The sequence below is a fragment of the Citrobacter freundii ATCC 8090 = MTCC 1658 = NBRC 12681 genome (genome assembly GCF_011064845.1).
GTDB classification, from domain to species: Bacteria; Pseudomonadota; Gammaproteobacteria; order Enterobacterales; family Enterobacteriaceae; genus Citrobacter; species Citrobacter freundii.
In genome coordinates, this window is sequence record NZ_CP049015.1 from 479032 (window position 1) to 505452 (window position 26421).

Annotated in this window: 30 protein-coding genes; 19 read left to right on the forward strand and 11 right to left on the reverse strand. The window is 52.8% G+C overall.

What is annotated here, in order from left to right:
* Positions 1-12: 12 nt before the first annotated feature.
* Both rlmB and G4551_RS02375 read left to right on the forward strand, forming a co-directional pair.
* Positions 13-744, forward strand: coding sequence for a 23S rRNA (guanosine(2251)-2'-O)-methyltransferase RlmB (gene rlmB / locus G4551_RS02370; RefSeq protein WP_003025615.1), 732 nt, complete (start codon positions 13-15; stop codon positions 742-744).
* Positions 745-873: 129 nt separating this feature from the next.
* The gene (locus tag G4551_RS02375; RefSeq protein ID WP_003839495.1) at positions 874-2496 is read left to right on the forward strand and encodes an isovaleryl-CoA dehydrogenase; all 1623 of its coding nucleotides are present in this window, start codon (positions 874-876) and stop codon (positions 2494-2496) included.
* A gap of 85 nt (positions 2497-2581) precedes the next feature.
* On the opposite strand, the gene yjfN is transcribed toward G4551_RS02375, so the two are convergent.
* Both yjfN and bsmA read right to left on the reverse strand, forming a co-directional pair.
* A complete protein-coding gene (yjfN, locus tag G4551_RS02380) occupies positions 2582-2857 on the reverse strand; it encodes a DUF1471 family protease activator YjfN (protein ID WP_003839497.1) in 276 nt (91 codons plus the stop codon).
* 147 nt (positions 2858-3004) lie between these two features.
* The gene (gene bsmA, locus G4551_RS02385; protein ID WP_003025640.1) at positions 3005-3334 is read right to left on the reverse strand and encodes a biofilm peroxide resistance protein BsmA; all 330 of its coding nucleotides are present in this window, start codon (positions 3332-3334) and stop codon (positions 3005-3007) included.
* A gap of 181 nt (positions 3335-3515) precedes the next feature.
* Between bsmA and yjfP the strand changes: the two genes are divergently transcribed.
* Positions 3516-4265: an esterase gene (gene yjfP, locus G4551_RS02390; RefSeq protein ID WP_003839499.1), complete on the forward strand. Its 750-nt coding sequence runs from the start codon at positions 3516-3518 to the stop codon at positions 4263-4265.
* On the opposite strand, the gene ulaR is transcribed toward yjfP, so the two are convergent.
* Together ulaR and ulaG are read right to left on the reverse strand one after the other, a co-directional pair.
* A complete protein-coding gene (ulaR, locus tag G4551_RS02395; protein ID WP_003839504.1) occupies positions 4262-5017 on the reverse strand; it encodes an HTH-type transcriptional regulator UlaR in 756 nt (251 codons plus the stop codon). The two genes, yjfP and ulaR, sit on opposite strands and share 4 nt — an antisense overlap.
* Before the next feature lie 107 nt (positions 5018-5124).
* Positions 5125-6189 carry an L-ascorbate 6-phosphate lactonase gene (gene ulaG, locus G4551_RS02400; protein WP_003025649.1) on the reverse strand — a complete coding sequence of 355 codons (1065 nt, stop codon included), beginning with the start codon at positions 6187-6189 and terminating at the stop codon, positions 5125-5127.
* Between the two features lie 367 nt (positions 6190-6556).
* Here ulaG and ulaA point away from each other — a divergent pair, with 367 nt between their 5' ends.
* The 6 genes from ulaA to G4551_RS02430 are packed head-to-tail and all read left to right on the forward strand — an operon-like array spanning position 6557 to position 10966.
* Positions 6557-7954: a PTS ascorbate transporter subunit IIC gene (gene ulaA / locus G4551_RS02405; protein ID WP_003025652.1), complete on the forward strand. Its 1398-nt coding sequence runs from the start codon at positions 6557-6559 to the stop codon at positions 7952-7954.
* A gap of 15 nt (positions 7955-7969) precedes the next feature.
* On the forward strand, positions 7970-8275 hold the full coding sequence (gene ulaB / locus G4551_RS02410) for a PTS ascorbate transporter subunit IIB (protein ID WP_003025655.1): 306 nt from the start codon (positions 7970-7972) through the stop codon (positions 8273-8275).
* A 10-nt stretch (positions 8276-8285) separates the two neighbouring features.
* Entirely contained in the window at positions 8286-8753 is a 468-nt protein-coding gene (gene ulaC, locus G4551_RS02415) for a PTS ascorbate transporter subunit IIA (RefSeq protein ID WP_003025658.1), read from the forward strand.
* Positions 8754-8765: 12 nt separating this feature from the next.
* A complete protein-coding gene (ulaD, locus tag G4551_RS02420; RefSeq protein WP_003025660.1) occupies positions 8766-9416 on the forward strand; it encodes a 3-keto-L-gulonate-6-phosphate decarboxylase UlaD in 651 nt (216 codons plus the stop codon).
* Between the two features lie 9 nt (positions 9417-9425).
* Positions 9426-10280: an L-ribulose-5-phosphate 3-epimerase gene (locus G4551_RS02425; RefSeq protein ID WP_003839508.1), complete on the forward strand. Its 855-nt coding sequence runs from the start codon at positions 9426-9428 to the stop codon at positions 10278-10280.
* Complete coding sequence (locus G4551_RS02430) at positions 10280-10966, forward strand: L-ribulose-5-phosphate 4-epimerase (protein ID WP_003839510.1); 687 nt, start codon at positions 10280-10282, stop codon at positions 10964-10966. Before G4551_RS02425 ends, G4551_RS02430 begins: the two co-directional genes overlap by 1 nt.
* Positions 10967-11098: 132 nt before the next feature.
* Here G4551_RS02430 and yjfY read toward each other — a convergent pair whose 3' ends face one another.
* A complete protein-coding gene (gene yjfY / locus G4551_RS02435) occupies positions 11099-11374 on the reverse strand; it encodes a DUF1471 family protein YjfY (protein WP_003025668.1) in 276 nt (91 codons plus the stop codon).
* 298 nt (positions 11375-11672) lie between these two features.
* On the opposite strand from yjfY, the gene G4551_RS02440 reads away from it, so the two are divergent.
* The 6 genes from G4551_RS02440 to G4551_RS02465 all read left to right on the forward strand — a co-directional run bounded on the left by G4551_RS02440 (position 11673) and on the right by G4551_RS02465 (position 15101).
* On the forward strand, positions 11673-12437 hold the full coding sequence (locus G4551_RS02440) for a TSUP family transporter (RefSeq protein WP_003839513.1): 765 nt from the start codon (positions 11673-11675) through the stop codon (positions 12435-12437).
* A gap of 158 nt (positions 12438-12595) precedes the next feature.
* On the forward strand, positions 12596-12991 hold the full coding sequence (rpsF, locus tag G4551_RS02445; RefSeq protein WP_003025672.1) for a 30S ribosomal protein S6: 396 nt from the start codon (positions 12596-12598) through the stop codon (positions 12989-12991).
* A 6-nt stretch (positions 12992-12997) separates the two neighbouring features.
* Positions 12998-13312: a primosomal replication protein N gene (priB, locus tag G4551_RS02450; protein WP_003025674.1), complete on the forward strand. Its 315-nt coding sequence runs from the start codon at positions 12998-13000 to the stop codon at positions 13310-13312.
* 4 nt (positions 13313-13316) lie between these two features.
* On the forward strand, positions 13317-13544 hold the full coding sequence (gene rpsR, locus G4551_RS02455) for a 30S ribosomal protein S18 (RefSeq protein ID WP_000135199.1): 228 nt from the start codon (positions 13317-13319) through the stop codon (positions 13542-13544).
* A gap of 41 nt (positions 13545-13585) precedes the next feature.
* Positions 13586-14035 (forward strand): 50S ribosomal protein L9, encoded by a 450-nt coding sequence (rplI, locus tag G4551_RS02460; protein WP_003025676.1) that lies wholly within the window; start codon positions 13586-13588, stop codon positions 14033-14035.
* Positions 14036-14177: 142 nt separating this feature from the next.
* Positions 14178-15101 (forward strand): DMT family transporter, encoded by a 924-nt coding sequence (locus tag G4551_RS02465; protein WP_003839516.1) that lies wholly within the window; start codon positions 14178-14180, stop codon positions 15099-15101.
* Between the two features lie 29 nt (positions 15102-15130).
* Here the strand turns inward: G4551_RS02465 and G4551_RS02470 are convergent, their stop codons facing one another.
* On the reverse strand, positions 15131-15781 hold the full coding sequence (locus tag G4551_RS02470) for a LysM-like peptidoglycan-binding domain-containing protein (RefSeq protein ID WP_003839518.1): 651 nt from the start codon (positions 15779-15781) through the stop codon (positions 15131-15133).
* A gap of 219 nt (positions 15782-16000) precedes the next feature.
* Between G4551_RS02470 and fklB the strand changes: the two genes are divergently transcribed.
* Both fklB and cycA read left to right on the forward strand, forming a co-directional pair.
* The gene (gene fklB / locus G4551_RS02475; RefSeq protein WP_003025685.1) at positions 16001-16621 is read left to right on the forward strand and encodes an FKBP-type peptidyl-prolyl cis-trans isomerase; all 621 of its coding nucleotides are present in this window, start codon (positions 16001-16003) and stop codon (positions 16619-16621) included.
* A gap of 308 nt (positions 16622-16929) precedes the next feature.
* Positions 16930-18339 (forward strand): D-serine/D-alanine/glycine transporter, encoded by a 1410-nt coding sequence (cycA, locus tag G4551_RS02480; RefSeq protein WP_003025688.1) that lies wholly within the window; start codon positions 16930-16932, stop codon positions 18337-18339.
* Positions 18340-18422: 83 nt separating this feature from the next.
* On the opposite strand, the gene ytfE is transcribed toward cycA, so the two are convergent.
* The gene (gene ytfE / locus G4551_RS02485) at positions 18423-19085 is read right to left on the reverse strand and encodes an iron-sulfur cluster repair protein YtfE (RefSeq protein WP_003025690.1); all 663 of its coding nucleotides are present in this window, start codon (positions 19083-19085) and stop codon (positions 18423-18425) included.
* Between the two features lie 245 nt (positions 19086-19330).
* On the opposite strand from ytfE, the gene G4551_RS02490 reads away from it, so the two are divergent.
* Positions 19331-20884, forward strand: a complete 1554-nt coding sequence (locus tag G4551_RS02490) for a methyl-accepting chemotaxis protein (protein WP_003839521.1) — start codon at positions 19331-19333, stop codon at positions 20882-20884.
* 63 nt (positions 20885-20947) lie between these two features.
* On the opposite strand, the gene G4551_RS02495 is transcribed toward G4551_RS02490, so the two are convergent.
* The 3 genes from G4551_RS02495 to G4551_RS02505 all read right to left on the reverse strand — a co-directional run bounded on the left by G4551_RS02495 (position 20948) and on the right by G4551_RS02505 (position 23744).
* Positions 20948-21913 (reverse strand): DMT family transporter, encoded by a 966-nt coding sequence (locus G4551_RS02495; RefSeq protein ID WP_003025693.1) that lies wholly within the window; start codon positions 21911-21913, stop codon positions 20948-20950.
* A gap of 76 nt (positions 21914-21989) precedes the next feature.
* A complete protein-coding gene (locus G4551_RS02500) occupies positions 21990-22814 on the reverse strand; it encodes an AraC family transcriptional regulator (protein ID WP_003025695.1) in 825 nt (274 codons plus the stop codon).
* A gap of 81 nt (positions 22815-22895) precedes the next feature.
* Positions 22896-23744 carry an SDR family oxidoreductase gene (locus G4551_RS02505; protein WP_003839523.1) on the reverse strand — a complete coding sequence of 283 codons (849 nt, stop codon included), beginning with the start codon at positions 23742-23744 and terminating at the stop codon, positions 22896-22898.
* 90 nt (positions 23745-23834) lie between these two features.
* On the opposite strand from G4551_RS02505, the gene G4551_RS02510 reads away from it, so the two are divergent.
* Positions 23835-24215, forward strand: coding sequence for a winged helix-turn-helix transcriptional regulator (locus G4551_RS02510; protein ID WP_003839526.1), 381 nt, complete (start codon positions 23835-23837; stop codon positions 24213-24215).
* Positions 24216-24312: 97 nt separating this feature from the next.
* Here the strand turns inward: G4551_RS02510 and G4551_RS02515 are convergent, their stop codons facing one another.
* The gene (locus G4551_RS02515) at positions 24313-26256 is read right to left on the reverse strand and encodes a 2',3'-cyclic-nucleotide 2'-phosphodiesterase (protein WP_003839528.1); all 1944 of its coding nucleotides are present in this window, start codon (positions 26254-26256) and stop codon (positions 24313-24315) included.
* Positions 26257-26421: the final 165 nt, after the last annotated feature.

A 26421-nucleotide genomic window follows, 5' to 3' on the forward strand; every position in this document is an offset into this window, starting at 1 on the left:
ACGAGTACATTCATGAGTGAAATGATTTACGGCATCCATGCGGTGCAGGCTCTGCTGGAACGTGCGCCTGAGCGCTTCCAGGACGTCTTTATTCTCAAAGGTCGTGAAGATAAACGCCTGCTGCCGCTGATCCACGCACTGGAAGCACAGGGTGTTGTCATTCAACTGGCTAACCGTCAGTTTCTGGATGAGAAAAGCGAGGGTGCGGTACATCAGGGGATTATTGCTCGCGTGAAGCCGGGCCGTCAGTATCAGGAAAACGATCTGCCGGATCTGATTGCTACGCTCGATCAGCCGTTCTTTTTGATCCTCGATGGCGTCACCGACCCGCATAACCTGGGGGCATGCCTGCGTAGCGCCGATGCTGCTGGCGTACATGCTGTAATCGTACCGAAGGATCGTTCCGCTCAGTTGAATGCTACGGCGAAAAAAGTGGCCTGCGGTGCGGCAGAAAGCGTACCGCTGATCCGCGTGACCAACCTGGCGCGCACCATGCGTATGCTGCAGGAAGAGAATATCTGGATCGTCGGAACCGCTGGCGAAGCCGACCATACTCTCTACCAGAGCAAAATGACCGGACGTCTGGCGCTGGTGATGGGAGCAGAAGGTGAAGGTATGCGCCGTCTGACCCGTGAACACTGTGACGAACTGATCAGTATCCCGATGGCAGGTAGCGTTTCGTCGCTGAACGTTTCAGTTGCGACGGGCATCTGCCTGTTTGAAGCAGTCCGTCAGCGCAGCTAAACTATCTCCCTGATTTCTCTCTTCTCTCGAGCCATCTTTCGGGATGGCTTTTTTGTGACCGTTGTCCCATGCGTTCTCTCTGCTGCCTGACCATACTTAAAGCGACGGCCATTGACGGAGGGAGACACAATGCACTGGCAAACGCATACCGTTTTTAACCAACCTGTACCGCTCAATAACAGTAACTTATATTTGTCCGACGGCGCGCTGTGCGAAGCGGTTATCCGTGAAGGCGCTGGCTGGGATAGCGATCTTCTCGCCAGTATTGGTCAGCAGCTAGGGACTGCCGAGTCGCTCGAACTGGGTCGTCTGGCCAATGCTTTTCCACCTGAACTATTGCGCTACGACCCGCAGGGGCAGCGGCTGGATGATGTGCGTTTTCATCCTGCCTGGCATTTGCTGATGCAGGGATTGTGCGCCAACCGCGTACATAATCTGGCCTGGGAAGAAGACGCGAGGCAGGGAACATTTGTTGCCCGGGCGGCGCGTTTCATGCTGCATGCGCAGGTTGAAGCAGGCACTTTGTGTCCGGTGACCATGACGTTTGCCGCCACGCCGCTGTTACTTCAAATGTTACCCGCCCCCTTTCACGACTGGCTGACGCCGCTGCTAAGCGATCGTTATGACTCGCATTTACTGCCCGGAGGGCAAAAGCGCGGGCTACTGATTGGTATGGGTATGACCGAAAAACAGGGTGGTTCAGATGTGCTGAGCAATACCACTCAGGCAGAACGTCTTGTCGACGGCTCGTATCGGCTGGTGGGACATAAGTGGTTTTTCTCCGTGCCGCAAAGCGATGCCCATTTGGTGCTGGCCCAGGCAAAGGGCGGCTTATCCTGCTTTTTTGTACCGCGATTTTTACCTGATGGGCAGCGTAATGCCATCCGTCTTGAACGACTGAAAGATAAGTTAGGCAACCGCTCCAACGCCAGCTGCGAGGTTGAATTCCACGATGCGATTGGCTGGCTATTGGGCGAAGAAGGGGAAGGCATCCGCCATATCCTGAAGATGGGCGGGATGACGCGTTTTGACTGCGCGCTCGGCAGTCACGGCATGATGCGACGTGCTTTTTCCGTCGCGATTTATCATGCGCACCAGCGACAGGTTTTTGGCAAGTCATTGATTGAACAGCCGATGATGCGTCAGGTATTAGGTCGGATGGCGCTCCAACTGGAAGGTCAAACGGCGCTACTGTTTCGACTGGCGCGGGCCTGGGACCGTCGTGCTGATGCCAAAGAAGCGCTGTGGGCCAGGTTGTTCACGCCAGCAGCGAAATTCTCCGTTTGCAAGGTCGGTATGCCGTTTGTGGCTGAGGCGATGGAAGTGCTGGGCGGGATTGGCTATTGCGAGGAGAGTGAGCTGTCGCGCCTGTATCGTGAGATGCCGGTAAACAGTATCTGGGAAGGCTCCGGCAACATTATGTGCCTTGATGTATTGCGGGTACTGACAAAACAACCCGGCATCTACGATATGCTCAGCGAAGCCTTTGCGGAGGTAAAGGGGCAGGATCGACATTACGATCGGATGGTGCGTCAGCTACAGCAGCGTTTACGTAAACCCAGTGAGGCATTGGGACGAGAGATTACGCAGCAGCTTTTCCTGCTCGGTTGCGGGGCGCAGATGTTGCGTTATTCTTCCCCGCCAGTGGCGCAGGCCTGGTGCCAAATGATGCTTGATACGCGGGGTGGACTACGATTGTCTGAACAGGTGCTGAACGATTTGCTCCTGCGGGCAACGGGGGGGTTACGGTAATAACTTGCCTGATGGCGACGCGGGTGCGTCTTATCATGCCTACGCTCAGTCCAGGTCAGATAAGTTTACGCCATCCGGCAATCTGTTATGCATAAAGTATGGCCTGTACGCGCCAGTTGTCGGGCTGCTGGTCTTCGTACATCTGAATGATCCGATACCATGAGGCACCTTGTTCATCCGCTTTTAACGCGATTACACGTTCTACATCCTGCGGATTCCCTGCAATGTTACTGACAGAGATCAGGCCAATTTCGTTCAGGCCAGTAACGCAGTCAGCACTGGCGAATTCGGCAGACTGCGCCGTAGTGCCTGCCAGTCCAGCAGAAAGCAGCAGTGAGGATAAGGCAAGAGATTGTTTCATCGTCAGCTCCATTATTCGTACCCCTACACACGGCAGGGCATTCCATCGCGATAATAAACCTCAAGCTTCCTGCTGTTGGTTTATTGTGCACAGGTAAACGCATAGAGGCGCAAAGCAATGTAAAGCTGACTAAATTTCAACCCAATGTTATTTACGATACAAAATTGCCTGTGAATACCATTGGCCTGTCACGATGGTTTCATCCACTAATAAAACCACGTAGTAATCAGCTTTAGCCGCGACGGCTTTGGCACGGATCTCTGCCAGCGCATCATCCGGAGAGCCTCTTACCAGCGCGCTAACCGTCCCTAATCGCTGTAACCCATTACTCTGGTCACGGCGGATCTCCTGCGGGTGGTCGGCAACGGGCGGTGCGGGTTGCGGCGTTCCCTGTAGCACGCTACAGGCGCTTAAAAACATAACCAGCAACAAAGAGGCAAACCGACGCATAACTCTATCTCGTTTCCTGATAGCCATAGTGTAGTGCCTTATTAATTTCCCTTTAGGGGAATGTTCCCGAATTGTTATCTCTCACGCGATTTTCGAATGAAAATGTTGCGAAAGCGTAACCCAGTTCTCAACATTATGAATCATTGCCGAACACATTCGCTTGCGTTAAGTATTGCTGCATGGCATACCAGAAAAAAAGGGGCAACAAATGATAGAAATTGAGACACGACAGTTAGCTGGTATCCCTGTCCTGCACGCCGTTCCGGCTGGTAAACGCGAATGTTCACTCCCTTGTATTCTCTTTTATCACGGGTTTACATCTTCAAGTCTGGTCTACAGTTATTTTGCTGTTGCGCTGGCTCAGACCGGATTTCGCGTCGTCATGCCAGATGCGCCCGAACATGGCGCCCGCTTTAAAGGTAATGCTCAGGAGCGAATGTTCCGCTTCTGGCATATATTGCAGCAAAACATGCAGGAGTTTACGACGTTACGTGCGGCTCTGGTGGCAGAAAATTGGCTTTCAGATGAGCGGCTTGCCGTCGGTGGGGCATCGATGGGGGGAATGACTGCATTGGGCATAATGGCGCGCCATCCTGAGGTTAAATGTGTAGCCAGCCTGATGGGCTCAGGCTATTTTACCCGGCTTGCGCAGACGCTTTTTCCTCCTTTACAGGTTCAGACCCCAGAGCAACAGGCGGAGTTTGATGCCGTTATCGCCCCGCTTGCCGAATGGGATGTTACGCATCAGTTGCCACGCCTTGCCGACAGGCCGTTGCTGCTGTGGCATGGACAGGATGATGATGTTGTACCGGCTGTTGAAACCTTCCGCTTACAGCAAGCGCTGATTCAGGCAGGTTTGGACAACAATCTGACCTGCCTGTGGGAAGCGGGCGTACGGCATCGCATCACGCCAGAAGCGTTGGCCGCAACAGTGACGTTTTTCCGCCAGCACCTTTAAACGCGCATAATGCTCACGCCCTGAGCTTCAAGCTGTTGCAGAATCTCAGGGTTTGCATTTTTGCCGGTAATGAGCATATCGATTTGATCGGCGCGACTGAACAGCATTCCCGCACGTTCACCGACTTTACTGCTATCGACCAGCACCACCAGTTTTCCCACCACGTTAAGCATCTTCTGCTCGGCCATCGCGGTCAGCATATCGGTTTTATACAGTCCGTCCGCGGTCAACCCTTTGCCGCTGGTAAACATCCAGTGTCCGGCATACAGGCTATTTTCACTGCCTTGCGGGCTAAGCGTAATGGATTGGCTTTTGTTATATTGCCCTCCCATGATGATCACGCTGTCATGCTCCTGGTCGATCAGATAGTTCGCCAGCGGCAAATAATTGGTGATGATCTGCACCGGCTTGCCGCACATTTCGCGACCCAGCAGGAAAGCGGTCGATCCGCAGTTGATCACTACGCTTTCACCCGCATTCACAAGCTGGGATGCTGCCTTGGCAATGCGAACTTTTTCATCGTGGTTCTGCGCCTGGTGCAGATTCATTGGCGTCCAGCGCGGTCTCTGTTGGGTAATAGCTTCTGCGCCGTTGCGTACTTTCTTGAGTTTGCCGCTTTCGTCGAGCTTGTTGATGTCCCGGCGCGCAGTGGCGGGTGAAATCCCCAGACGCTCAACTACGTTCTCAACGGTAACAAAGCCCAACTGCGCCAGCATATCCAGCAATATTTGATGTCTTTGTGCTTCAGTCATGAGCTATTCCGATACAAATTGATTTGAAAAGATGATATTTGAAATAGCCTGGAAATACTAAAGTAAATGGGAAAAAAATGCCGGGATAGCCCGGCATTTTGTGTGGATCACAAGAATGATTTAAACGGTAAATCCGGTTCAATGGTGAAGCAGTCATCAAAGCCGCGCGGATAGTGATATTCAAAGTTATCTTTGTCCAGCGGCCAGGTGAACTTGCCACCTACCTGCCAGATGAATGGCTTAAAGCCATACTTAAGGCGATCTTTTTTCATCTCCCACAGTACGCGGATCTCCTGCGGATCGGCCTGAAAGTTTGACCAGATATCATGATGGAAAGGGATCACCACTTTTGTATTCAGGGCCTCCGCCATACGCAGCATGTCAGAACTGGTCATTTTGTCCGTAATACCCCGTGGGTTCTCGCCGTAGGATCCGAGTGCGACGTCGATCTGGTGCTCGTTGCCATGCTTTGCATAGTAGTTGGAGTAGTGTGAGTCGCCGCTATGATAAAGCGTACCGCCCGGCGTTTTGAACAGATAGTTTACGGCGCGGGCATCCATACCATCCGGCAGTACGCCAGCGGCTTTCTGATCGGCGGGCAGGGTGATTAACGCAGTACGATCGAACGCATCAAGCGCATGAATTTCAATATCTTTCACTTTTACCACATCGCCTGGTTTTACCACGATGCAGCGCTCTTTTGGTACACCCCAACCGATCCACAGATCCACACAAGTCTGCGGTCCAATAAACGGCACGTCGTCGGCACAGTTCTGCATGACGGCTGCCGCAACATTTACGTCGATGTGATCGTTATGATCGTGCGTGGCCAGCACCGCATCGATCTGACGAATGGCAAACGGATCAAGAACAAACGGCGTGGTGCGCAGGTTTGGCTGCAGCTTCTTCACCCCTGCCATGCGTTGCATCTGGTGACCGGTTTTCATCAGCGGGTTACCGTGACTCTGTTTGCCCGTGCCGCACCAGAAATCGACGCAGACGTTAGTCCCGCCTTCCGACTTCAGCCAAATTCCGGTACAGCCGAGCCACCACATCGCGAAAGTACCTGGTGCGACCTGTTCCTGCTCGATCTCTTCATTCAGCCAGCTTCCCCACTCCGGGAATGTGCTCAGGATCCATGATTCACGCGTGATGCTTTTTACTTTACTCATCGCAATTACCTTCATGTTTGTTCAAGTTGAATCAAATTATGATTTGTTTTGATTGATACTGACATCATTTTCTCAAGAAGGCAATGCGTTGATTTTTGGTGTTGAATGAAAAATTGTTAACAAATTACAACGTGACAAGATGGTTTATATGAAATGTATTTTTGTATTTTATTGTTTTAAATGGTTTTATTTTGAATTGAATGAATTCGAAGTAAATCCACTCTGCAAGTAAGAGAATTATTTGCGTACTGCATCACATTTAATCAAATTCAATCTTGTTGTGATTACTTTTGAAAATTAGAGTGAGGGCACAACATCCTGGGCATCTGTAATGAATGTTCAGCAACTTCGTCTACTGGAGATCGTTATGGAGATCCTCTACAACATCTTTACCGTCTTTTTTAATCAGGTCATGACCAATGCACCGTTGCTGTTGGGTATTGTGACCTGCCTCGGCTACATCCTGTTGCGTAAAAGTGTCAGCGTCATTATCAAAGGCACGATCAAAACGATTATCGGTTTTATGTTATTGCAGGCAGGGTCGGGCATTCTGACCAGCACGTTTAAACCGGTAGTGGCGAAGATGTCCGAGGTTTACGGTATCAACGGTGCGATTTCCGATACCTATGCCTCCATGATGGCAACCATCGAACGTATGGGGGATGCCTATAGCTGGGTAGGGTACGCGGTACTGTTGGCGCTGGCGCTAAACATTTGTTATGTACTGCTACGGCGGATTACCGGTATTCGTACCATCATGCTGACCGGGCACATCATGTTCCAGCAGGCGGGCCTGATCGCCGTCTCTTTCTACATCTTTGGCTATTCCATGTGGACCACCATCATCTGTACCGCGGTGCTGGTGTCGCTCTACTGGGGCATTACCTCCAATATGATGTACAAGCCGACCCAGGAAGTGACCGACGGCTGTGGTTTTTCCATCGGTCACCAGCAGCAGTTCGCCTCCTGGATTGCTTACAAAGTCGCGCCGTATCTGGGTAAGAAAGAGGAGAGCGTAGAAGATCTCAAGCTGCCAGGCTGGCTGAATATCTTCCATGACAACATCGTTTCTACCGCGATTGTGATGACCATCTTCTTCGGGGCGATCCTGCTCTCTTTCGGCATTGATGTGGTTCAGGCGATGGCGGGTAAAACCCACTGGACGGTGTATATCCTGCAAACCGGTTTTTCGTTTGCTGTCGCTATCTTCATCATCACCCAGGGCGTACGTATGTTCGTTGCTGAACTTTCAGAAGCGTTCAACGGTATCTCTCAACGCCTGATCCCGGGCGCGGTACTGGCCATCGACTGCGCGGCGATTTATAGCTTTGCTCCTAACGCGGTGGTCTGGGGCTTTATGTGGGGGACCATCGGCCAACTGATTGCGGTGGGCATCCTTGTGGCCTGCGGCTCTTCCATTCTGATTATCCCAGGCTTTATCCCGATGTTCTTCTCGAACGCCACTATCGGCGTATTTGCTAACCACTTTGGCGGCTGGCGCGCAGCGCTCAAGATTTGCCTGGTGATGGGGATGATCGAAATCTTCGGCTGCGTCTGGGCGGTGAAGCTCACCGGTATGAGCGCTTGGATGGGCATGGCGGACTGGTCAATTCTGGCACCGCCGATGATGCAAGGCTTTGCCTCCATCGGCATCGTGTTTATGGCCGTCATTATTCTGATTGCACTGGCTTATATGTTTTTCGCAGGACGCACGTTGCGTGCTGAGGAAGACGCAGAAAAACAACTGGCAGAACACTCTGCTTAATAAGGAGTTCCGATTATGACCGTACGTATTCTGGCTGTGTGTGGCAATGGGCAGGGCAGTTCCATGATCATGAAAATGAAGGTGGACCAGTTTTTAACCCAGTCAAATATTGACCATACGGTAAACAGCTGCGCCGTGGGTGAATACAAAAGTGAACTGAGCGGAGCGGATATTATCATCGCCTCTACGCATATCGCCGGTGAGATTACCGTTTCTGGCAATAAATATGTCGTTGGCGTACGCAACATGCTGTCTCCTGCCGATTTTGGACCAAAACTGCTGGAAGTGATCAAAGCGCATTTTCCGCAGGACGTGAAGTAAGGGGCGGCATATGAAATTACGTGACTCGCTGGCAGACAATAGTTCCATCCTTTTGCAAGCCGAGGCCAGTACCTGGCAGGAAGCGGTAAAGCTTGGCGTGGATCTGCTGGTTAAGGCTGATGTGGTTGAACCACGCTACTACCAGGCCATCCTTGATGGCGTTGAGCAGTTTGGCCCGTACTTTGTGATTGCGCCAGGCCTGGCGATGCCGCACGGCCGTCCGGAGGAAGGGGTCAAGAAAACCGGTTTTGCGCTGGTGACGCTGAAAACGCCGCTGGTGTTTAACCACGAGGATAACGACCCGGTCGACATTCTGATCACGATGGCGGCAGTTGACGCCAACACGCATCAGGAAGTGGGCATCATGCAGATCGTGAATCTCTTTGATGACGAAGCCAATTTCGACCGTTTACGCGCCTGCCGCACCGCGCAGGAAGTGTTGGATTTAATTGATAACGCCACTGCGGCGGCTGTTTAAAAGGATACCAAAATGTCATTACCTATGTTGCAGGTTGCGCTGGATAACCAATCAATGTCTTCCGCGTATGAAACGACGCGTCTGATTGCCGAAGAGGTCGATATCATTGAGGTGGGCACTATTCTTTGCGTGGCAGAGGGCGTGCGCGCCGTTCGCGATCTGAAAGCGCTTTACCCACATAAAATTGTGCTGGCGGACGCCAAAATTGCCGATGCGGGAAAAATCCTCTCCCGCATGTGTTTCGAAGCCAACGCTGACTGGGTCACCGTCATCTGCTGTGCCGATATCAACACCACTAAGGGTGCGCTGGAGGTGGCGAAAGAATTTAACGGTGATGTACAGATTGAACTGACTGGTTACTGGACCTGGGAGCAGGCGCAAGAGTGGCGTGACGCAGGGATTGGGCAAGTTGTATATCACCGCAGTCGTGATGCGCAGGCGGCGGGCGTGGCGTGGGGAGAAGCGGATATCAGCGCGATCAAGCGTCTGTCCGAGATGGGCTTTAAAGTCACCGTCACCGGCGGTCTGGCGCTGGAAGATCTGCCGCTGTTCCAGGGAATTCCGATTCACGTCTTTATTGCCGGCCGCAGTATTCGCGATGCCGCCTCTCCGGTGGAAGCGGCCCGTCAGTTCAAACGTTCTATCGCCCAACTGTGGGGATGAGGAGCGACTATGTTGTCGAAACAGGTCCCGCTCGGTATTTATGAAAAAGCACTCCCCGGCGGGGAGTGCTGGCTGGAACGCTTGCAACTGGCGAAGGAACTGGGCTTTGACTTTGTCGAAATGTCGGTTGATGAAACCGACGCTCGCCTGGCGCGTCTTGACTGGAACCGCGAGCAGCGACTGGCGCTGGTGGCCGCTATCGCCGACACCGGGATACGGGTACCGTCCATGTGCCTGAGCGCTCATCGTCGTTTTCCGCTTGGTAGTGAAGATGATGCGGTACGCGAACAGGGGCTGGAGATCATGCGTAAAGCCATCCAGTTCGCCCAGGATATCGGCATCCGTGTGATTCAGCTGGCGGGTTACGACGTTTATTACCAGCAGGCCAATAACGAAACGCGTCGTCGGTTCCGCGATGGGCTGAAAGAGAGCGTAGAGATGGCGAGCCGTGCACAGGTGACGCTGGCGATGGAAATCATGGATTATCCACTGATGAATTCGATCAGTAAGGCACTGGGATACGCCCACTATCTCAACAATCCGTGGTTCCAGCTGTATCCCGATATTGGCAATTTATCGGCGTGGGATAACGACGTGCAGATGGAGCTGCAGGCGGGAATGGGCCATATAGTTGCCGTACACGTGAAAGATACCAAACCCGGCGTATTCAAAAATGTGCCGTTTGGTGAAGGGGTTGTCGATTTCGAACGTTGTTTTGCGACGCTCAAACAGAGTGGGTATTGCGGGCCATACCTGATTGAGATGTGGAGCGAAACGTCGGACGACCCGGCACGTGAAGTGGCGAAGGCGCGCGACTGGGTGAAAGCGCGTATGGCCAGCGCGGGCCTGGTGGAGGCAGTGTAATGCAAAAACGTAAACAGCAGGTTTTTGAGGCCAACATGGATCTGCCGCGCTACGGTCTGGTGACGTTTACCTGGGGTAACGTCAGCGCCATCGACCGCGAACGCGGGCTGGTGGTGATTAAGCCCAGCGGCGTCGACTACCAAACAATGACAGTGGATGACATGGTGGTTGTGGATCTGCACGGTAATGTGGTGGAGGGACGCTATCGTCCTTCTTCCGATACCGCCACCCATCTGGCGCTGTATCGCCGTTATTCCTCTCTCGGCGGCGTGGTGCATACCCACTCAACCCACGCGACGGCATGGGCGCAGGCAGGTCTGGCAATTCCTGCGCTCGGCACGACGCATGCTGACTACTTCTTTGGCGATATTCCCTGTACCCGGGCTTTAACTGAAGCTGAAGTTCAGGAGGAGTATGAACTTAATACCGGTAGGGTGATTATTGAAACGCTCGGGGAGGTGGAACCTTTACATACGCCTGGCGTAGTGGTGTACCAACATGGCCCGTTTGCCTGGGGCAAAGATGCTCACGACGCGGTACATAACGCTGTGGTGATGGAAGAGGTGGCAAAAATGGCATGGATTGCGCGTGGCATTAATCCGGCGCTCAGCCCCATCGACAGTTACCTGATGAATAAGCACTTCATGCGTAAGCACGGCCCAAATGCCTATTACGGCCAGAAGTAAGAAAAAACGTTCCGGAGCCAACTCTTCATGGGGATGAGATCGGTCTGGCTTCGGGATTGTTTTGCAAAAAAAAGCCCCCAGTGAAGGGGGCAAGTCAAACTGTGGCAATGTTCTCGTTGGTTGTTTCTGGTGCTAGCGATAAATATCTGCACTGGCGTGCATATTTCCGTTACTACCGGGTTCCCTGGTGAGGATCACGTGATAGTAGGTTGCGCCTTGCGCATCGGTTTCTTCATTCAGGGCCTGAGTGGCTTCACTTTCAGTGGCGAAGTTATGATTTATGTAAATAACGCCTAAGCTCTGCACATCATCCATATTCCTGGCCTGATGATTGTCAATTTTGATGGCTGCCGTTGCATTTGCACTGAGCAAAAGTACAGCCAGAAGGGTCAAAACACGGGCTCGCATATGTACCTCCTCGACTGCGGTCTCTGGTTAGCTCTCTCCTGTGAGTGGATAACTTCTGATTTAATTTTAACCGCTGCCGGCGCAGTCGATAGCGACCATTTCTGATGCAGTTGTTCAAAAAATTACCGCAAAGCCATCTTTTCTTTAATTAACAATCAGCTGATGCCTTCCGCTACGGTTAAAAATACCTGCCTTGCGCGCATAAGCTCTTACCAAATAGTCAATTTAATCGGGTGAGTACGCCGTTTATAGTGAGCCAGATAATTAATATAACTTTATGATAATAAGGCAAAAACTTATGGATACTTCATTCATGGATTTCAGCTATTTCGTGATTATGTTTATGGTCGCGCTGGTGGCTGGCTTTATTAACGTGGTGTCGGGCGGCGGTGGTTTTCTCTCTATTGGCGCTCTCTTAATTTCTGGTTTACCCCCGGCTAATGCGCTGGCAACCAATAAAATTCAGGCACTGGGTAGCTCGCTGACCTCCGGAATTTACTTTTTACGCCGTGGACATATTAATGTGCAGGAGCACAAATATGTCTTTTTATCTGCCTTTATCGGTTCTGCGCTGGGTACGACGCTTATCCAGTTTATTGAACCGGACGTGTTGAAGAAACTGCTGCCGATCCTGATTATCGCGGTCGCTATCTACTTTATTTCTTCGCCTAATCTTAGCGAACCGAAAAGGAAGCAGCAGGTATCCCTGTTTCTCTTCTCGTTGATCTGCGGGGGAGGTATTGGGTTTTATGATGGTTTTCTCGGTGCCGGGGCCGGCTCCTTTTATACGCTCTGTTATATCCTGCTGTGGGGATACAGTATCGATAAAGCGCAAATCCACTCGAATTTTATTAACCTAGCGTCGAACATTGCCTCGATTCTGTTCTTCATTTTCGGCGGTAAAATGATCTGGTCGCTGGGGCTGGTGATGTTTGCCGGACAATCCCTTGGCGCACGTCTGGGGGCGACAGTCGTACTGACGCGCGGCAAGAAAGTCATCCGACCTATGATTGTCATCGTCTCTATTTGTATCAGCGTCAAAATGCTGCTGGATATGTATTAATGGCGACATGATAAATAATCGTACAAGCACCTTGAGTTTAACTGCTGACCCCAGTATTATGACGCGTCATTTTTCAGCCGACCTTTAACACGTTCCTTGCCTCCATGGGCCTCGGCTGACCCAGACAGGAGGCTGAATAATCCGTAAGGAGCAATTCGATGCGTCATTACGAAATCGTTTTTATGGTCCATCCTGACCAGAGCGAACAGGTTCCGGGTATGATCGAACGCTACACTGCTGCCATCACTGGTGCAGAAGGCACGATCCACCGTCTGGAAGACTGGGGCCGCCGTCAGCTGGCTTACCCGATCAACAAACTGCACAAAGCTCACTACGTTCTGATGAACGTTGAAGCGCCGCAGGAAGTGATCGATGAGCTGGAAACTACCTTCCGCTTCAACGATGCCGTTATCCGCAGCATGGTTATGCGTACTAAACACGCTGTTACCGAAGCATCTCCGATGGTTAAAGCGAAAGACGAGCGCCGTGAGCGTCGCGATGATTTCGCTAACGAAACCGCAGATGATGCTGAAGCTGGGGATTCTGAAGAGTAATTTCTGATGACCAACCGTCTGGCGTTGTCCGGCACCGTGTGCAGGGCTCCCCTTCGAAAGGTCAGTCCATCAGGAATTCCTCATTGCCAGTTCGTGCTTGAGCATCGTTCTGTGCAGGAGGAAGCCGGGTTTCACCGGCAGGCGTGGTGCCAAATGCCCGTTATTATTAGCGGACACGAAAACCAGGCCATTACTCACAGTATAACGGTCGGTAGCGCAGTGACCGTTCAGGGGTTCATCTCTTGCCACAAGGCAAAGAACGGCCTGAGCAAAATGGTTCTGCATGCCGAGCAGATTGAATTGATAGATTCTGGAGACTAGCCATATGGCACGTTATTTCCGTCGTCGCAAGTTCTGCCGTTTCACCGCGGAAGGCGTTCAAGAGATCGACTATAAAGATATCGCTACGCTGAAAAACTACATCACCGAAAGCGGTAAGATTGTCCCAAGCCGTATCACCGGTACCCGTGCAAAATACCAGCGTCAGCTGGCTCGCGCTATCAAACGCGCTCGCTACCTGTCTCTGCTGCCGTACACTGATCGTCATCAGTAATCGGTCACGGTCCATTAATACGACTTTGAGAGGATAAGGTAATGCAAGTTATTCTGCTTGATAAAGTAGCAAACCTGGGTAGCCTGGGTGATCAGGTTAACGTTAAAGCGGGCTATGCTCGTAACTTCCTGGTACCACAGGGTAAAGCTGTTCCTGCTACCAAGAAAAACGTTGAATTTTTCGAAGCGCGTCGCGCTGAGCTGGAAGCTAAACTGGCTGACGTTCTGTCCGCTGCTGAAGCTCGTGCTGAGAAAATCAACGCACTGGAAACCGTAACCATCGCGTCTAAAGCTGGCGACGAAGGTAAACTGTTCGGTTCCATCGGTACTCGCGACATCGCTGACGCTGTAACTGCAGCTGGCGTTGAAGTAGCTAAGAGCGAAGTTCGTCTGCCGAACGGCGTTCTGCGTACCACTGGTGAGCACGAAGTGAGCTTCCAGGTTCACAGCGAAGTGTTTGCTAAGCTGACTGTAAACGTAGTTGCAGAATAAGTTTTTATTCTGATGACCGCGTAAAAGCGCCGGCCCTGTGCCGGCGTTTTGCTTTTCTGTTCCCCCGCTTTTCTCTCTGGCTATTCTTTATCCTTTTCGGGATAATCACAAAAATAAAACATTATTTCAAAGTGGTGATGGAATGGAACCAACGCACCAACCTCTGTTTGCGCGTAAAAATGTTGTCTATCTGAGTGCGGCGTTCTGCTGCCTGCTGTGGGGGAGCGCCTATCCGGCGATCAAAAGCGGATATGAGATCTTCCAGATTGCCACGGATGACATTCCCTCAAAGATTGTCTTTGCCGGATATCGCTTTCTGTTTGCGGGAATATTGCTGCTAATGCTGGCGCTGGCACAGCGAAAACCGATTGGCCGGTTAAGCCCGCGTCAGTATGGCCAACTCACGCTGTTGGGGCTGACGCAAACCTCGCTGCAATACATCTTCTTCTATATCGGCCTGGCGTTCACGACGGGGGTGAAAGGGTCCATCATGAATGCGACCGGGACCTTCTTCAGCGTGCTGCTGGCCCATTTTATCTACCATAATGACAAATTGAGCTACAACAAAGCGCTGGGCTGTATCCTCGGCTTTGCTGGGGTGATGGTAGTGAACTTTAGCAGCGGAATGGATTTTAGTTTCAGCCTGTTAGGAGACGGTTCAGTAGTGATGGCGGCCTTTATTCTTTCTGCTGCCACGCTATATGGAAAACGTATTTCTCAGACGGTGGATCCGACGGTAATGACAGGGTACCAGTTGGGCGGTGGCGGTCTAGCGTTGGTTATCGGTGGCTACGCTTTTGGCGGCACGCTGACCGTACACGGTGCGTCTTCGGTGGCAATTCTGGGCTACCTGACGTTACTCTCTTCTGTCGCCTTTGCCTTGTGGAGTATTCTGCTCAAGCATAATCGTGTGGGAATGATTGCGCCGTTTAACTTCCTGATCCCGGTTTCGGGGGCGCTGCTGTCGGCGATATTCCTCGGCGAAAACATTCTCGAATGGAAATACGCACTGGCACTGGTGCTGGTCTGTTCGGGGATCTGGTGGGTGAATAAGGTGAAGCGCTGACGCTTCACCTTGATGCCTGATGGCGTCGCTTAACGGGCGCGAATAAAACTGCCGTTTGGCTGGCGGGTGAACAGAACCTGCTGGCCATTCCCGGTATCAATGGTTAATCCCGTCACCACGCCATTGGCATTCTGCCTGATCTGCACCATCTGACCGTCTTTCAGGTTGCTTAGCGGTTTTCCCGCGCCTTCAACCTGCGCCATTGCATACACATCGGTTGGCGGGAGGTTATGGTCACGGAAGACCTGGGCCAGCGTTTTGCCCGAGTCTACGCGATAAGAGCGCCACTGTTGCTCAATTCCGTTATCCTGTTGGAAAGGTTGCGTCTGCGGCTGAGATTGCTGAGCCTGCGGCTGCGCATCAGGTTCTCCTTCCTGGATTGGCTCTGGAGCAACCGGAGCGACCTGGCCGGGATCGTTTTGCGGGGCGACTAACTGTGCCTGTAGCTGAGCCTCGGTTGGTGGCTGCGACTGTGACTGTAAATCCAGCTGGGCAGTACGCGTCACCACAGGGGCATCGCTGGTGTCACTGGAAGGAAGCAGGAAACCTATCACCAGCACGATAGCAGCAATAATAATGCCGCGGCGGTGCATAGGCGGTAGCGGATCCATAATGCGAAAATTGTCCGGTGCATGCCAGATTTTCGCCAGGGTTGGTTTTAATTCAAAGCGCCCGGGCATGGCTTTCCTCCTGCTCCGCGTCTCGTTCCTCGATCATAGAGTATAGATGGCTAACGCTATGATGTTCGTCATATTACCCGCTTTCGTGACGTCAACGCGGGATATTCCTATTGTTTATGTTTCCTCGCGATTTGTCATCTGTTCCCGAGACAAAGTTTTACCGGATGCGGCATGGCTGATATGCTGCCCGCTACTTTACATCCGATGAAAGGAAATATGATGGCTAACCCGACTTTTGACACTATCGAAGCGCAAGCAAGCTACGGCATTGGTTTGCAGGTAGGACAACAGCTGAGCGAATCCGGACTGGAAGGACTGTTGCCTGAAGCGCTGGTAGCGGGTATCGCTGACGCGCTGGAAGGTAAGCACCCGGCAGTGCCGGTTGATGTTGTGCATCGCGCGCTGCGTGAAATCCATGAACGCGCCGATGCAGTACGTCGCGAACGCTTCCAGGCTATGGCGGCTGATGGCGTCAAATATCTGGAAGAAAACCGTGAGAAAGAGGGTGTGAACAGCACTGAATCCGGTTTGCAGTTCCGTGTTCTGACTCAGGGCGAAGGGGCTATTCCGGCGCGTACTGACCGCGTTCGCGTGCATTATACTGGTAAACTGATCGACGGTACCGTGTTTGACAGCTCTGTCGCACGTGGCGAACCGGCTGAATTCCCGGTTAACGGCGTAATCCCTGGCTGGATTGAAGCACTGACCCTGATGCCGGTAGGTTCGAAATGGGAACTGACTATTCCTCAGGAACTGGCTTACGGCGAGCGTGGTGCTGGCGCGTCCATTCCTCCGTTCAGCACGCTGGTGTTCGACGTTGAGCTGCTTGAGATCCTGTAAGCAGTGACTTCTGTTCCCCCCGAGGCCGGGGGGAGCAAAAAAATAGCGTGAAAAGCTATAGTTACGTCGTTGTCGATATTTTATCTTGCAAATGCCGCATCAGCGTGTATTTTTGTGAGCTGATTCGCGCTATCAGAGTGATATGACACTCACTTTAAACATTAAATTAACATTATATCTAAATCTTAGTATTCATCCCGCCAATTCTTACCTAATATCGATGAGTCCTGATAACAGGATCGTCGTATCATAGACACACTAAAGGCCGTAGAGCCTGAACAACACAGACAGGTACAGGAAGAAAAAACATGGTAGATCAGGTAAAAGTCGACACCGCTGAAGAGGCGTCGTCTGAACAGTCGCTACGGCGCAATCTCACAAACCGTCATATTCAACTTATTGCTATTGGTGGTGCTATCGGTACTGGCCTGTTTATGGGCTCCGGTAAAACCATCAGTCTCGCCGGACCGTCGATCATCTTTGTATATATGATCATCGGTTTTATGCTGTTTTTCGTGATGCGGGCAATGGGTGAATTGCTGCTCTCGAATCTGGAGTACAAATCGTTTAGTGATTTCGCCTCCGACCTGCTCGGGCCGTGGGCCGGGTATTTTACCGGCTGGACCTACTGGTTCTGCTGGGTCGTTACTGGGATGGCAGACGTTGTCGCGATTACCGCGTATGCGCAATTCTGGTTCCCCGAACTGTCAGACTGGGTCGCCTCGCTGGCGGTGATTGTGCTGCTGCTGAGCCTCAACCTCGCCACCGTAAAAATGTTCGGTGAGATGGAGTTCTGGTTTGCGATGATCAAAATCGTCGCCATCATCGGCCTGATTGTCGTCGGTCTGGTGATGGTGCTGACGCACTTCCAGTCGCCAACCGGCGTTCAGGCATCGTTCACGCATCTGTGGAATGACGGTGGCTGGTTCCCGAAAGGTCTGAGCGGCTTCTTTGCCGGCTTCCAGATAGCGGTGTTCGCGTTTGTGGGTATTGAGCTGGTGGGAACGACCGCTGCGGAAACCAAGGATCCTGAGAAATCTCTGCCGCGCGCCATTAACTCGATTCCAATCCGTATTATCATGTTCTACGTGTTCGCGCTGATCGTGATTATGTCCGTAACGCCGTGGAGCTCAGTAGTACCAACCAAGAGCCCATTCGTTGAACTGTTTGTGCTGGTTGGTCTGCCTGCTGCGGCGAGCCTGATCAACTTTGTGGTTCTGACTTCAGCGGCCTCTTCCGCAAACAGCGGCGTGTTCTCTACCAGCCGTATGCTGTTCGGCCTGGCGCAGGAAGGCGTTGCACCGAAAGCATTTGCCAAGCTGTCTAAACGCGCAGTTCCGGCGAAGGGGTTAACCTTCTCCTGTATCTGTCTGTTGGGCGGCGTGGTGATGCTGTACGTGAACCCGAGCGTGATTGGCGCGTTCACCATGATCACCACCGTGTCGGCGATTCTGTTCATGTTCGTCTGGACCATCATTCTTTGCTCGTACCTGGTGTACCGCAAGCAACGTCCTCACCTGCATGAAAAATCAATCTACAAGATGCCGTTAGGCAAGCTGATGTGCTGGGTATGTATGGCGTTCTTCGTCTTCGTACTGGTACTGCTGACGCTGGAAGATGATACCCGTCAGGCGTTGATGGTGACGCCGCTGTGGTTCATCGCGCTGGGTCTGGGCTGGTTGTTTATCGGTAAGAAACGTATGGCGGGTATGCGTTAAGCGTTGTCATATCGGACACAAAAAAGGCCACATAAGCAGTGGCCGAATTCGGACTTCAGGAAGGCGCTCTCGGGCGCCTTTTTTTATTCACCTGCGAGGGCACGCGGGAACAACACATTGTTTTCCAGGCTGATGTGTTCCATCAGGTCATCGATCATTTCGTTAATGCCGTTATACATGGCTTTCCATGTGGTGCAGGCTTCTGGCGGCGGCGTCACGTTGTGGGTGATGTGTTTGATCACTTCCACCAGTTCACCCGCATCGTCATGTTCGCTTTCCATCACGCTGATTGGCCCCATCGCCTGGCTACCCATGCCCTGTTTGATCATCGGGAACAGGATCTGCTCTTCTTTCATCATGTGGCTGGACAGCTCTTCATGCAGCATGGTCAGGTTTTTCGCCAGACCGCGCGGTACGTTCGGTTTGTCTGCGTGAACGCGTTCAACTTTTGTGGCCTGCAGGATCAGCTCCGGCAGCTGTTCGCGGTGTCTGTCGTGATAACGCACGATGATATGGTCGATGATTTCAGCCAGAGCCACGGTACGCCAGTCTTTCTCCAGCGGCTGTTCAGCCAGCTGCGCAAGCTGCGCCTCAATAACGTCTAAATCCAGCTCTTTACGCGCGGCAGCGCGTGCCAGCGTTTGCTTACCGCCGCAGCAGTAATCCATATCGTATTTACGAAACAGGGCCGAAGCGCGAGGAATAGAGAGCGCCAGTTCACCTAAAGGTTGATCGCGATAAGACATTGCCGTTACCTCATTCTCAATAATATAAGATGTATTTTAAATACAACTTATGGCGAAGGATATAACCCTTTCGGGGTGGGGTGATTTGTGATGAACGTCACGAAAATTTCTTATTTCGTTAAGGTGCTGAATCTTATTGGAAAGGTGAGGGGCGGCGAAAAAAGCGGCACGACAGGATTAAATAAGCGCACGCCGCTGCCGATAGTTAGACCTCAGACAATACCTGCATAATAAAAAGGCTACAGATGTTCAAACGAATCAAAGTGATAACCTTACTTATCACCGTGTTACTCGCCCTGGGCGCAATGCAGCTCATCTCCGCGGGCGTTTTTATTGGCGCACTCAATAACGATAAGCAGAACTTTAACGTGTCTCAACTTTCCAGCCAGAACGTGGCCGAGTTTACCGATGCGTGGATTAGCCTGAACCAGGCTCGCGTCACGCTCAACCGGGGCATGCTGCGTTTACAGGGAACGATGGCCAGCGAGATTAACGGCGGTCAGTTGAAGGAGCTGGTGAACACGGCAAATCGCCTGTTGGCCGAATCGAAAGAGCATTACGATAAATACTACGCTCTACCGGAAACGCCGGGGTTGGATGAGCATCTGGCCGATCGACTGGAAGAACAGTACGGCATCTATTCTGCGACGCTGGCAAAAATGAACGCGCTGCTGGCTGAAGGAAAGCTGGAAGAGATGTTCAAGCAGAACGCCGAGCAAAAGCAAACGGCCATGCAGGAAGTTTATCGGGAATGGCGTAGCGCGCAAACGGCGCTGGCCACTGCCGGAGTACAGGACAATGAGAGTGACTACCAGAAGATAATCTGGCTGCTGTCCGCGGTGATGTTGATTGTCGTCACCGTGATTATCGCCAGTTGGCTGGCGATGCAGCGAGTGCTGCTCAAGCCGCTCCACGAGGTGATGGGACATATTCGCCATATTGCCGCAGGTGATTTGACTCACTGCATCAACGCCGATGGCAGTAATGAAATGGCGCTGCTGGCAGGCAACGTCCGCGACATGCAGCAGGCGCTGGCGAACACGGTCAGCGTGGTGCGTGACGGGGCTGACACCATCTATACCGGCGCGGGTGAAATTGCCGCTGGCAGTAACGATCTCTCGTCACGTACCGAACAGCAGGCCGCCTCTCTGGAGGAGACCGCAGCCAGCATGGAACAACTTACCGCAACTGTGAGACAGAACGCAGATAACGCGCGTCAGGCGACCAGCCTGGCAAAAAACGCCTCACATACGGCGCAAAAAGGCGGAACAGTGGTTGATAGCGTGGTGCGTACGATGGATGAAATCGCCACCAGTTCCAGCAAAATCGCGCAAATTACCACTGTTATCGACGGTATTGCTTTCCAGACCAACATCCTGGCGCTGAACGCGGCGGTAGAAGCGGCGCGGGCTGGCGAACAGGGGCGTGGCTTTGCTGTAGTCGCAGGTGAGGTGCGCACGCTGGCGCAGCGTAGCGCTCAGGCGGCGAAAGAGATTAAGGCGCTGATTGATGACTCAGGGAATCGGGTCAATGCCGGTACGGCGCTGGTGCATGAAGCGGGTGAGACGATGGCGGAAATTGTCAGTGCCGTCACCCAGGTAACCGATATTATGGGTGAAATTGCGTCGGCCTCTGATGAACAGAGTCGGGGTATCGATCAGGTCGGTCAGGCGGTGGCTGAGATGGATCGCGTCACGCAGCAAAATGCCTCGCTGGTGGAGGAATCCGCTTCCGCCGCAGCCGCGCTCGAAGAGCAGGCCGCACGGTTGAACCAGACGGTGGCGGTGTTTACAGTTTAACGTCTGCTCCGGCCTACAAGATATTATCCAGTAGGCCGGATAAGCGGAGCACCATCCGGCACATTATGATTGTGAAACCACCATGACGCTGGGTTTCTGCGGCTTGGCTCTGACGGCTATCACTACCCCAACCATCAGCAGCGTAATACCGCTTACCGTCAGCAACGGTGGAAATTCCTGGCGCAGTATAAAGGTGTACAGCAGGCCAGCCAGCGTTTCGAAGACAATCAACGGGCCGAGGATCACCGTCGGCAGCTTCTGGCTGGCGACGTTCCAGCACAGTGCGCCAACCCAAGAACACAATACCGCAATGGCTATCATCAGGCCGATAAACACGGCTGGACGCGGACCGAAGGGCAGAGCGAAGTCCGGCGTTTGCCCGTTCAGCCACAGGCAGGCGGCAATATAGCCGAGCAGAGAAACAGGCAGCGTTACCAGAGCCTGAGCCGTCGCCCACATCATCGGGTGCTTATCCGGATTCTCGCGCAGCCAGCGGGCATTACGCAGCGCATACCACGCCCAACACACCACCGAAATCAGCGCCAGTGCGATTCCAGAGCCATATCGCCAGCCGCTAAAGTCAGGGAGTCCCTGATTCAGCTCCGAGATATTCACGCACAGCAGGCCTATACCAATCAACACCAGCGCAGGCGACAAACGCCACCATGATAATTTGCCGTCACGCTGGCTGTAGAGGAGGTTAGCGAAGACCGGGATCACCACCGGCAATGTACCAATAATCATCGTGGAGACCGGTGCGCCGGTGCGCTGGATAGCGCTTGCCAGGCAAACGTAATAAATCAGATTCCCCATCATTGTTAGCGTCAGCGCAGTTACCCAGTCTTTCCGCCCGAGTTGACGCAGGCGCACACGTCCCAGCCAGGCAATCGGCAATGCGATCAGCCCCAGCGCCAGATAGCGCCCCATCGACTGCAATACCGCCGGGTATTCCGGTACGATCAGCGGTCCAACAAAAATTAATCCCCACATCAGCCCGGCCAGCAGGGCATACAACACACCGCTAATCATTTTTGATATCCACATCGCTTAACAATACGTCGAGTGTAGGCAGGAAAAATGCCGCCGTATTGTATGAGATTGCTGATCAACGCCGGACGACTTGTTTCTGATAACGCACTGGCGTAATGCCGTAGCGATGGGTAAACGCGCGGGTGAGATGCGACTGGTCGGTGAGGCCGGTTGCGGCGGCGACCTCTGCGGCGGGCATACCGCAAGTGAGAAAACCTTTGGCTCGCCACAGGCGGATCGCCATCAACATCTGGTGCGGCGTGACGTGGAAATGAGATTTAAACTGGCGCTGAAAATGCCAGGGACTCAGCGATGCAACCCGCGCCAGCTCGTCGAGCGTGACCGGATGCATATAATTATCGTGCAGATACTCGCGTACTCGTTCAAAGCGATGCGCCCCCTCCGGCAAAACCGGTGCATGGCGGGCCAGCGGCTGGAACGTGTCGATCAGATCGAGCAATAGTCCTTTTTGCGCCAACGGATCTTCCGTGTTCCACAGGCCGTGGATCAGCGAGCAGATCTGGCGCGAGCGCAGCGGATCATGACGCGTTACGTCATGAAACCACCAGTGGCGGATCCCAGTGACCTCTTCCAGAAGATCGGGCTCAAGATAAATCATCCGATAGCGCCAGCCATCGGCGGTTTCGGCCTCGCCGGTGTGCAGCTCATCGGGATTCATGGTTACGACGGAATGGGCGGGGGCCACGTACTGCGTGCCGCGATAACGAAAACGTTCGGCTCCGGCTTCTATCGCGCCAATGCCGAATGCTTCATGTGTGTGCGGCTCAAAGGCGTAACGTGAGATGTGCGCATGATACAGCTCTACGCCCGGCACCTGCGCCAGATGGCGAAAGCGGGCGCTGTCTTTCTCATCAATAAACTGCTCAGGTACACCTTGCACGTTTTCTCTCCCCACGCATCATCCTGTCATTATCAGAGAGGATGCGTGGGGATGCCACCACAATTAACTAATTTTTAACACTTACACGATGCCTTTGACGCTGTCAGCCAGCGAGGTGGTCGGGCGACCAATCAGTTTGCTCAGCGTATGGCTGTCGTCGAACAGACCGCCTTTGGAGGCGCCAGTGTCTGAGTCAGCCAGCATGTCCGCCAGTCCGGCAGGCAGACCTACACCTTTTAGCGCGGCGGCAAAATCAGCTTCGCTCAGGTTCTGATACACCACTTTTTTACCACTCTGTTTTGCCAGCTCGGCAGCCAACTGACTCAGGGTCCAGCCTGCGTCGCCCGCCAGCTCATAGGTTTTACCGGCGTGACCGTCTTCACTGATGACGCGCGCGGCGGCAGCGGCATAGTCGGCGCGGGTCGCTGAGGCAATTTTGCCTTCACCTGCAGCCCCGATAAACACGCCATGTTCCAGAGCAGCCGGTGCGCTGGCGAGATAGTTTTCGGTGTACCAGCCGTTACGCAGTAGCGCGTAGGCGATACCGGATTCAGCCAGCATCTGCTCGGTTGCCACATGCTCATCAGCCAGCCCCAGCGGAGAGGTGTCGGCGTGCAGCAGGCTGGTGTAGGCGATAAATTTCACGTGAGCGGCTTTCGCTGCATTAATCACGTTGCGATGCTGCGGGGCACGTTGTCCCACTTCGCTGGAGGAGATCAGCAGTAGCTTGTCGATACCCTGTAAGGCAGTTGTAAAGGCGGCTTCATCGCTGTAATCCGCCTGACGAACGGTAATGCCCTGCTGACTAAGCGCCGTCGCTTTAGCGGGATTACGCACGATTGCCACAATCTGGCTGGCAGGAACGGTTTTCAGCAGAGATTCAATAACGTGTTGGCCCAGTTGGCCGGTGGCGCCGGTAATCGCGATCATGGGGTGACTCCTTGGTATTGGTCTTGTGTTTAATCACGCTAACACCTAAACTTACTTTTAGTAAGTACGTACAAAAAGGTTAGTATGAAAATGACAGCTTCGACGCTCTCCCAGCAGTTACGCGATGGCAACTTGTTTGCCGAACAGTGTCCCTCCCGCGAGGTGTTAAAACACGTCACCAGCCGCTGGGGTGTATTGATTCTGGTGGCGCTGCGCGACGGTACGCACCGTTTCAGCGATTTGCGCCGTAAGATGGGCGGGGTCAGTGAAAAGATGCTGGCGCAATCTCTGCAGGCGCTGGAGCAGGACGGGTTTATCAATCGGGTGTCATATCCGGTGGTACCGCCGCACGTGGAATATAGTTTGACGCAGTTGGGGGAGCAGGTGAGCGATAAAGTCGCCGCGCTGGCGGACTGGATAGAACTGAATTTGCCGCAGGTTTTAGCGCAGCGGGAAGAGCGGGCGGCGTAAAGTATTGCCGGATGGCGGCTAACGCCTTATCCGGCCTACAGATTACTTCGACTCGTAGGCCGGATAAGACGCTATTGCGTCGCATCCGGCACGAAAATTACTTACTTAAATCCAGCTGGTAAATGGCGAAACCGATGTCATCGGTCGCGACTTTTTTCAGCGGATACTGGCCTTTCTCTTTAATAAACGCCGCGGCTTTATCAGACGGTGATGTTTCAAAGCGAATATCCAATGGCGTATCGCTGTGAATTGGCGCCAGACGCCAGTTGTTATCTGCCGCCGGATGAATTTCACCGGCACGCTTCGTCTCCGCACCAATCCACGCGGCCAGCACCGAGCGGTTTTCATCCGGAGAAGCAAACGCGATGTGGTTGTCGCCGGTTCCGGCAAACTTACCGCCGTAGGCGCGGTAGTTGTTGGTCGCGACGAGGAAGGTAGCATTCGGATCGATTGGTTTGCCGTTAAAGGTCAGATTTTTAATACGTTCCGCTTTCGGATTAATGGTCTGACATTCCCCGTCGTAGCGGGCGGGTTGTGAAACATCAATCTGATAATTCACGCCATCAATCACGTCGAAATTATAGGTACGGAAGCCGTCCCAGTTAATCAACGACTGTGGTTTGCTGCTGTGGATATCAATCTGATTGAACTGCCCGGCGGAACATTCCAGCCACTCTTTCACCTCTTTACCGCTGGCTTTCACCACCACCAGAGTGTTGGGATAGAGATACAAATCAGCGGCGTTACGGAAGGTTAACTGGCCTTTTTCGACTTCTACAAAGCTTGCCGGATCGTTCTTACGCCCACCGACCTTAAACGGCGCGGCGGCGGAAAGTACCGGTAGTTTTGCCAGATCCGGATCGCCCTGAATAAAGTGTTCCACATAGGCTTTCTGCGCGTTGTTCACCACCTGTACGGTCGGATCATCCTGTACCAGCGCCAGATAGCTGTACATATTGTCGGCGGATTTACCGATCGGTTTGCTGACAAACTCACGCGTGGCGTCGTGATCGGCTTTCAGGATCTCAACGATTTTTTTGTCTTCTGCTGCCAGTGATTTTTTCGCTGCCGCGTCATAAATCGGACGTGCTTCGGCTTTCACCTGGGTGACCTGCCATTTACCGCTGTCGTTATTCAGCACTAAATCCACCACCCCCAGATGATCGCCCCACATACCCGGCATCACCGCCGGAACCCCATTCAGCGTACCTTTTGTGATATCTGCACCTTTGATGTTGGCAAAGTCTTTACCAGGGAAAACGGCGTGAGCGTGGCCAAACATAATGGCATCCACGCCTGGGACTTCACTGAGGTAATAAACGGAGTTTTCCGCCATGGTTTGATACGGGTCGGCAGAAAGCCCGGAGTGAGCAACTACCACCACGACATCGGCACCTTTTTCTCGCATTTCGGGAACATATTTGCGTGCAGTTTCCGTAATGTCGTTCACCGTCACTTTACCGCTGAGGTTGGCTTTATCCCAGGTCATAATCTGCGGTGGCACAAAACCGATATAGCCAATCTTCAGCGTCTGCTTGTTCCCTTCTTTGTCGACAACCTCAGTGTCTTTGATCAGATAAGGCGTAAACAGCGGCTTTTTGGTCTTAACGTCGATGATATTGGCGTTAACGTAAGGGAACTTCGCCCCTGCCAGCGCGTTGTGCAGATACTCAAGACCGTAGTTGAATTCATGGTTGCCGAGGTTACCCACCGCGTAATCCAGGGTATTCAGCGCTTTATATACCGGGTGAGTTTCGCCAGCTTTCAGCCCTTTGGCCGCCATGTAATCCCCGAGCGGGCTGCCCTGAATCAGATCGCCATTATCAACCAGCACGCTGTTTTTGACTTCTCCACGCGCAGCGTTGATAAGACTTGCCGTTCGTACCAGACCGAATTTTTCAGTCGGTGTATCTTTGTAATAATCGAAATCCATCATATTGCTATGCAAATCAGTGGTTTCCATTATACGCAGATCGACGGTCGCGGCATTGACGCTGGCTGCAATCAGCGTTGCCAGAAGCGTTGCACTAAACTTAATCATCAGGGGCATCCTTTTAAGATCTAAGCCACAAAAGAAAATGTATATAAATCTTCTTGCTTACAGAACTGTGAATCATGACATGAATATAGCGTTTAAAACCGCAGACGCTATCACAGTTGGCGGATCCCCTGACGATCGGGTATAAGTAAAACAACGAGTTAACAC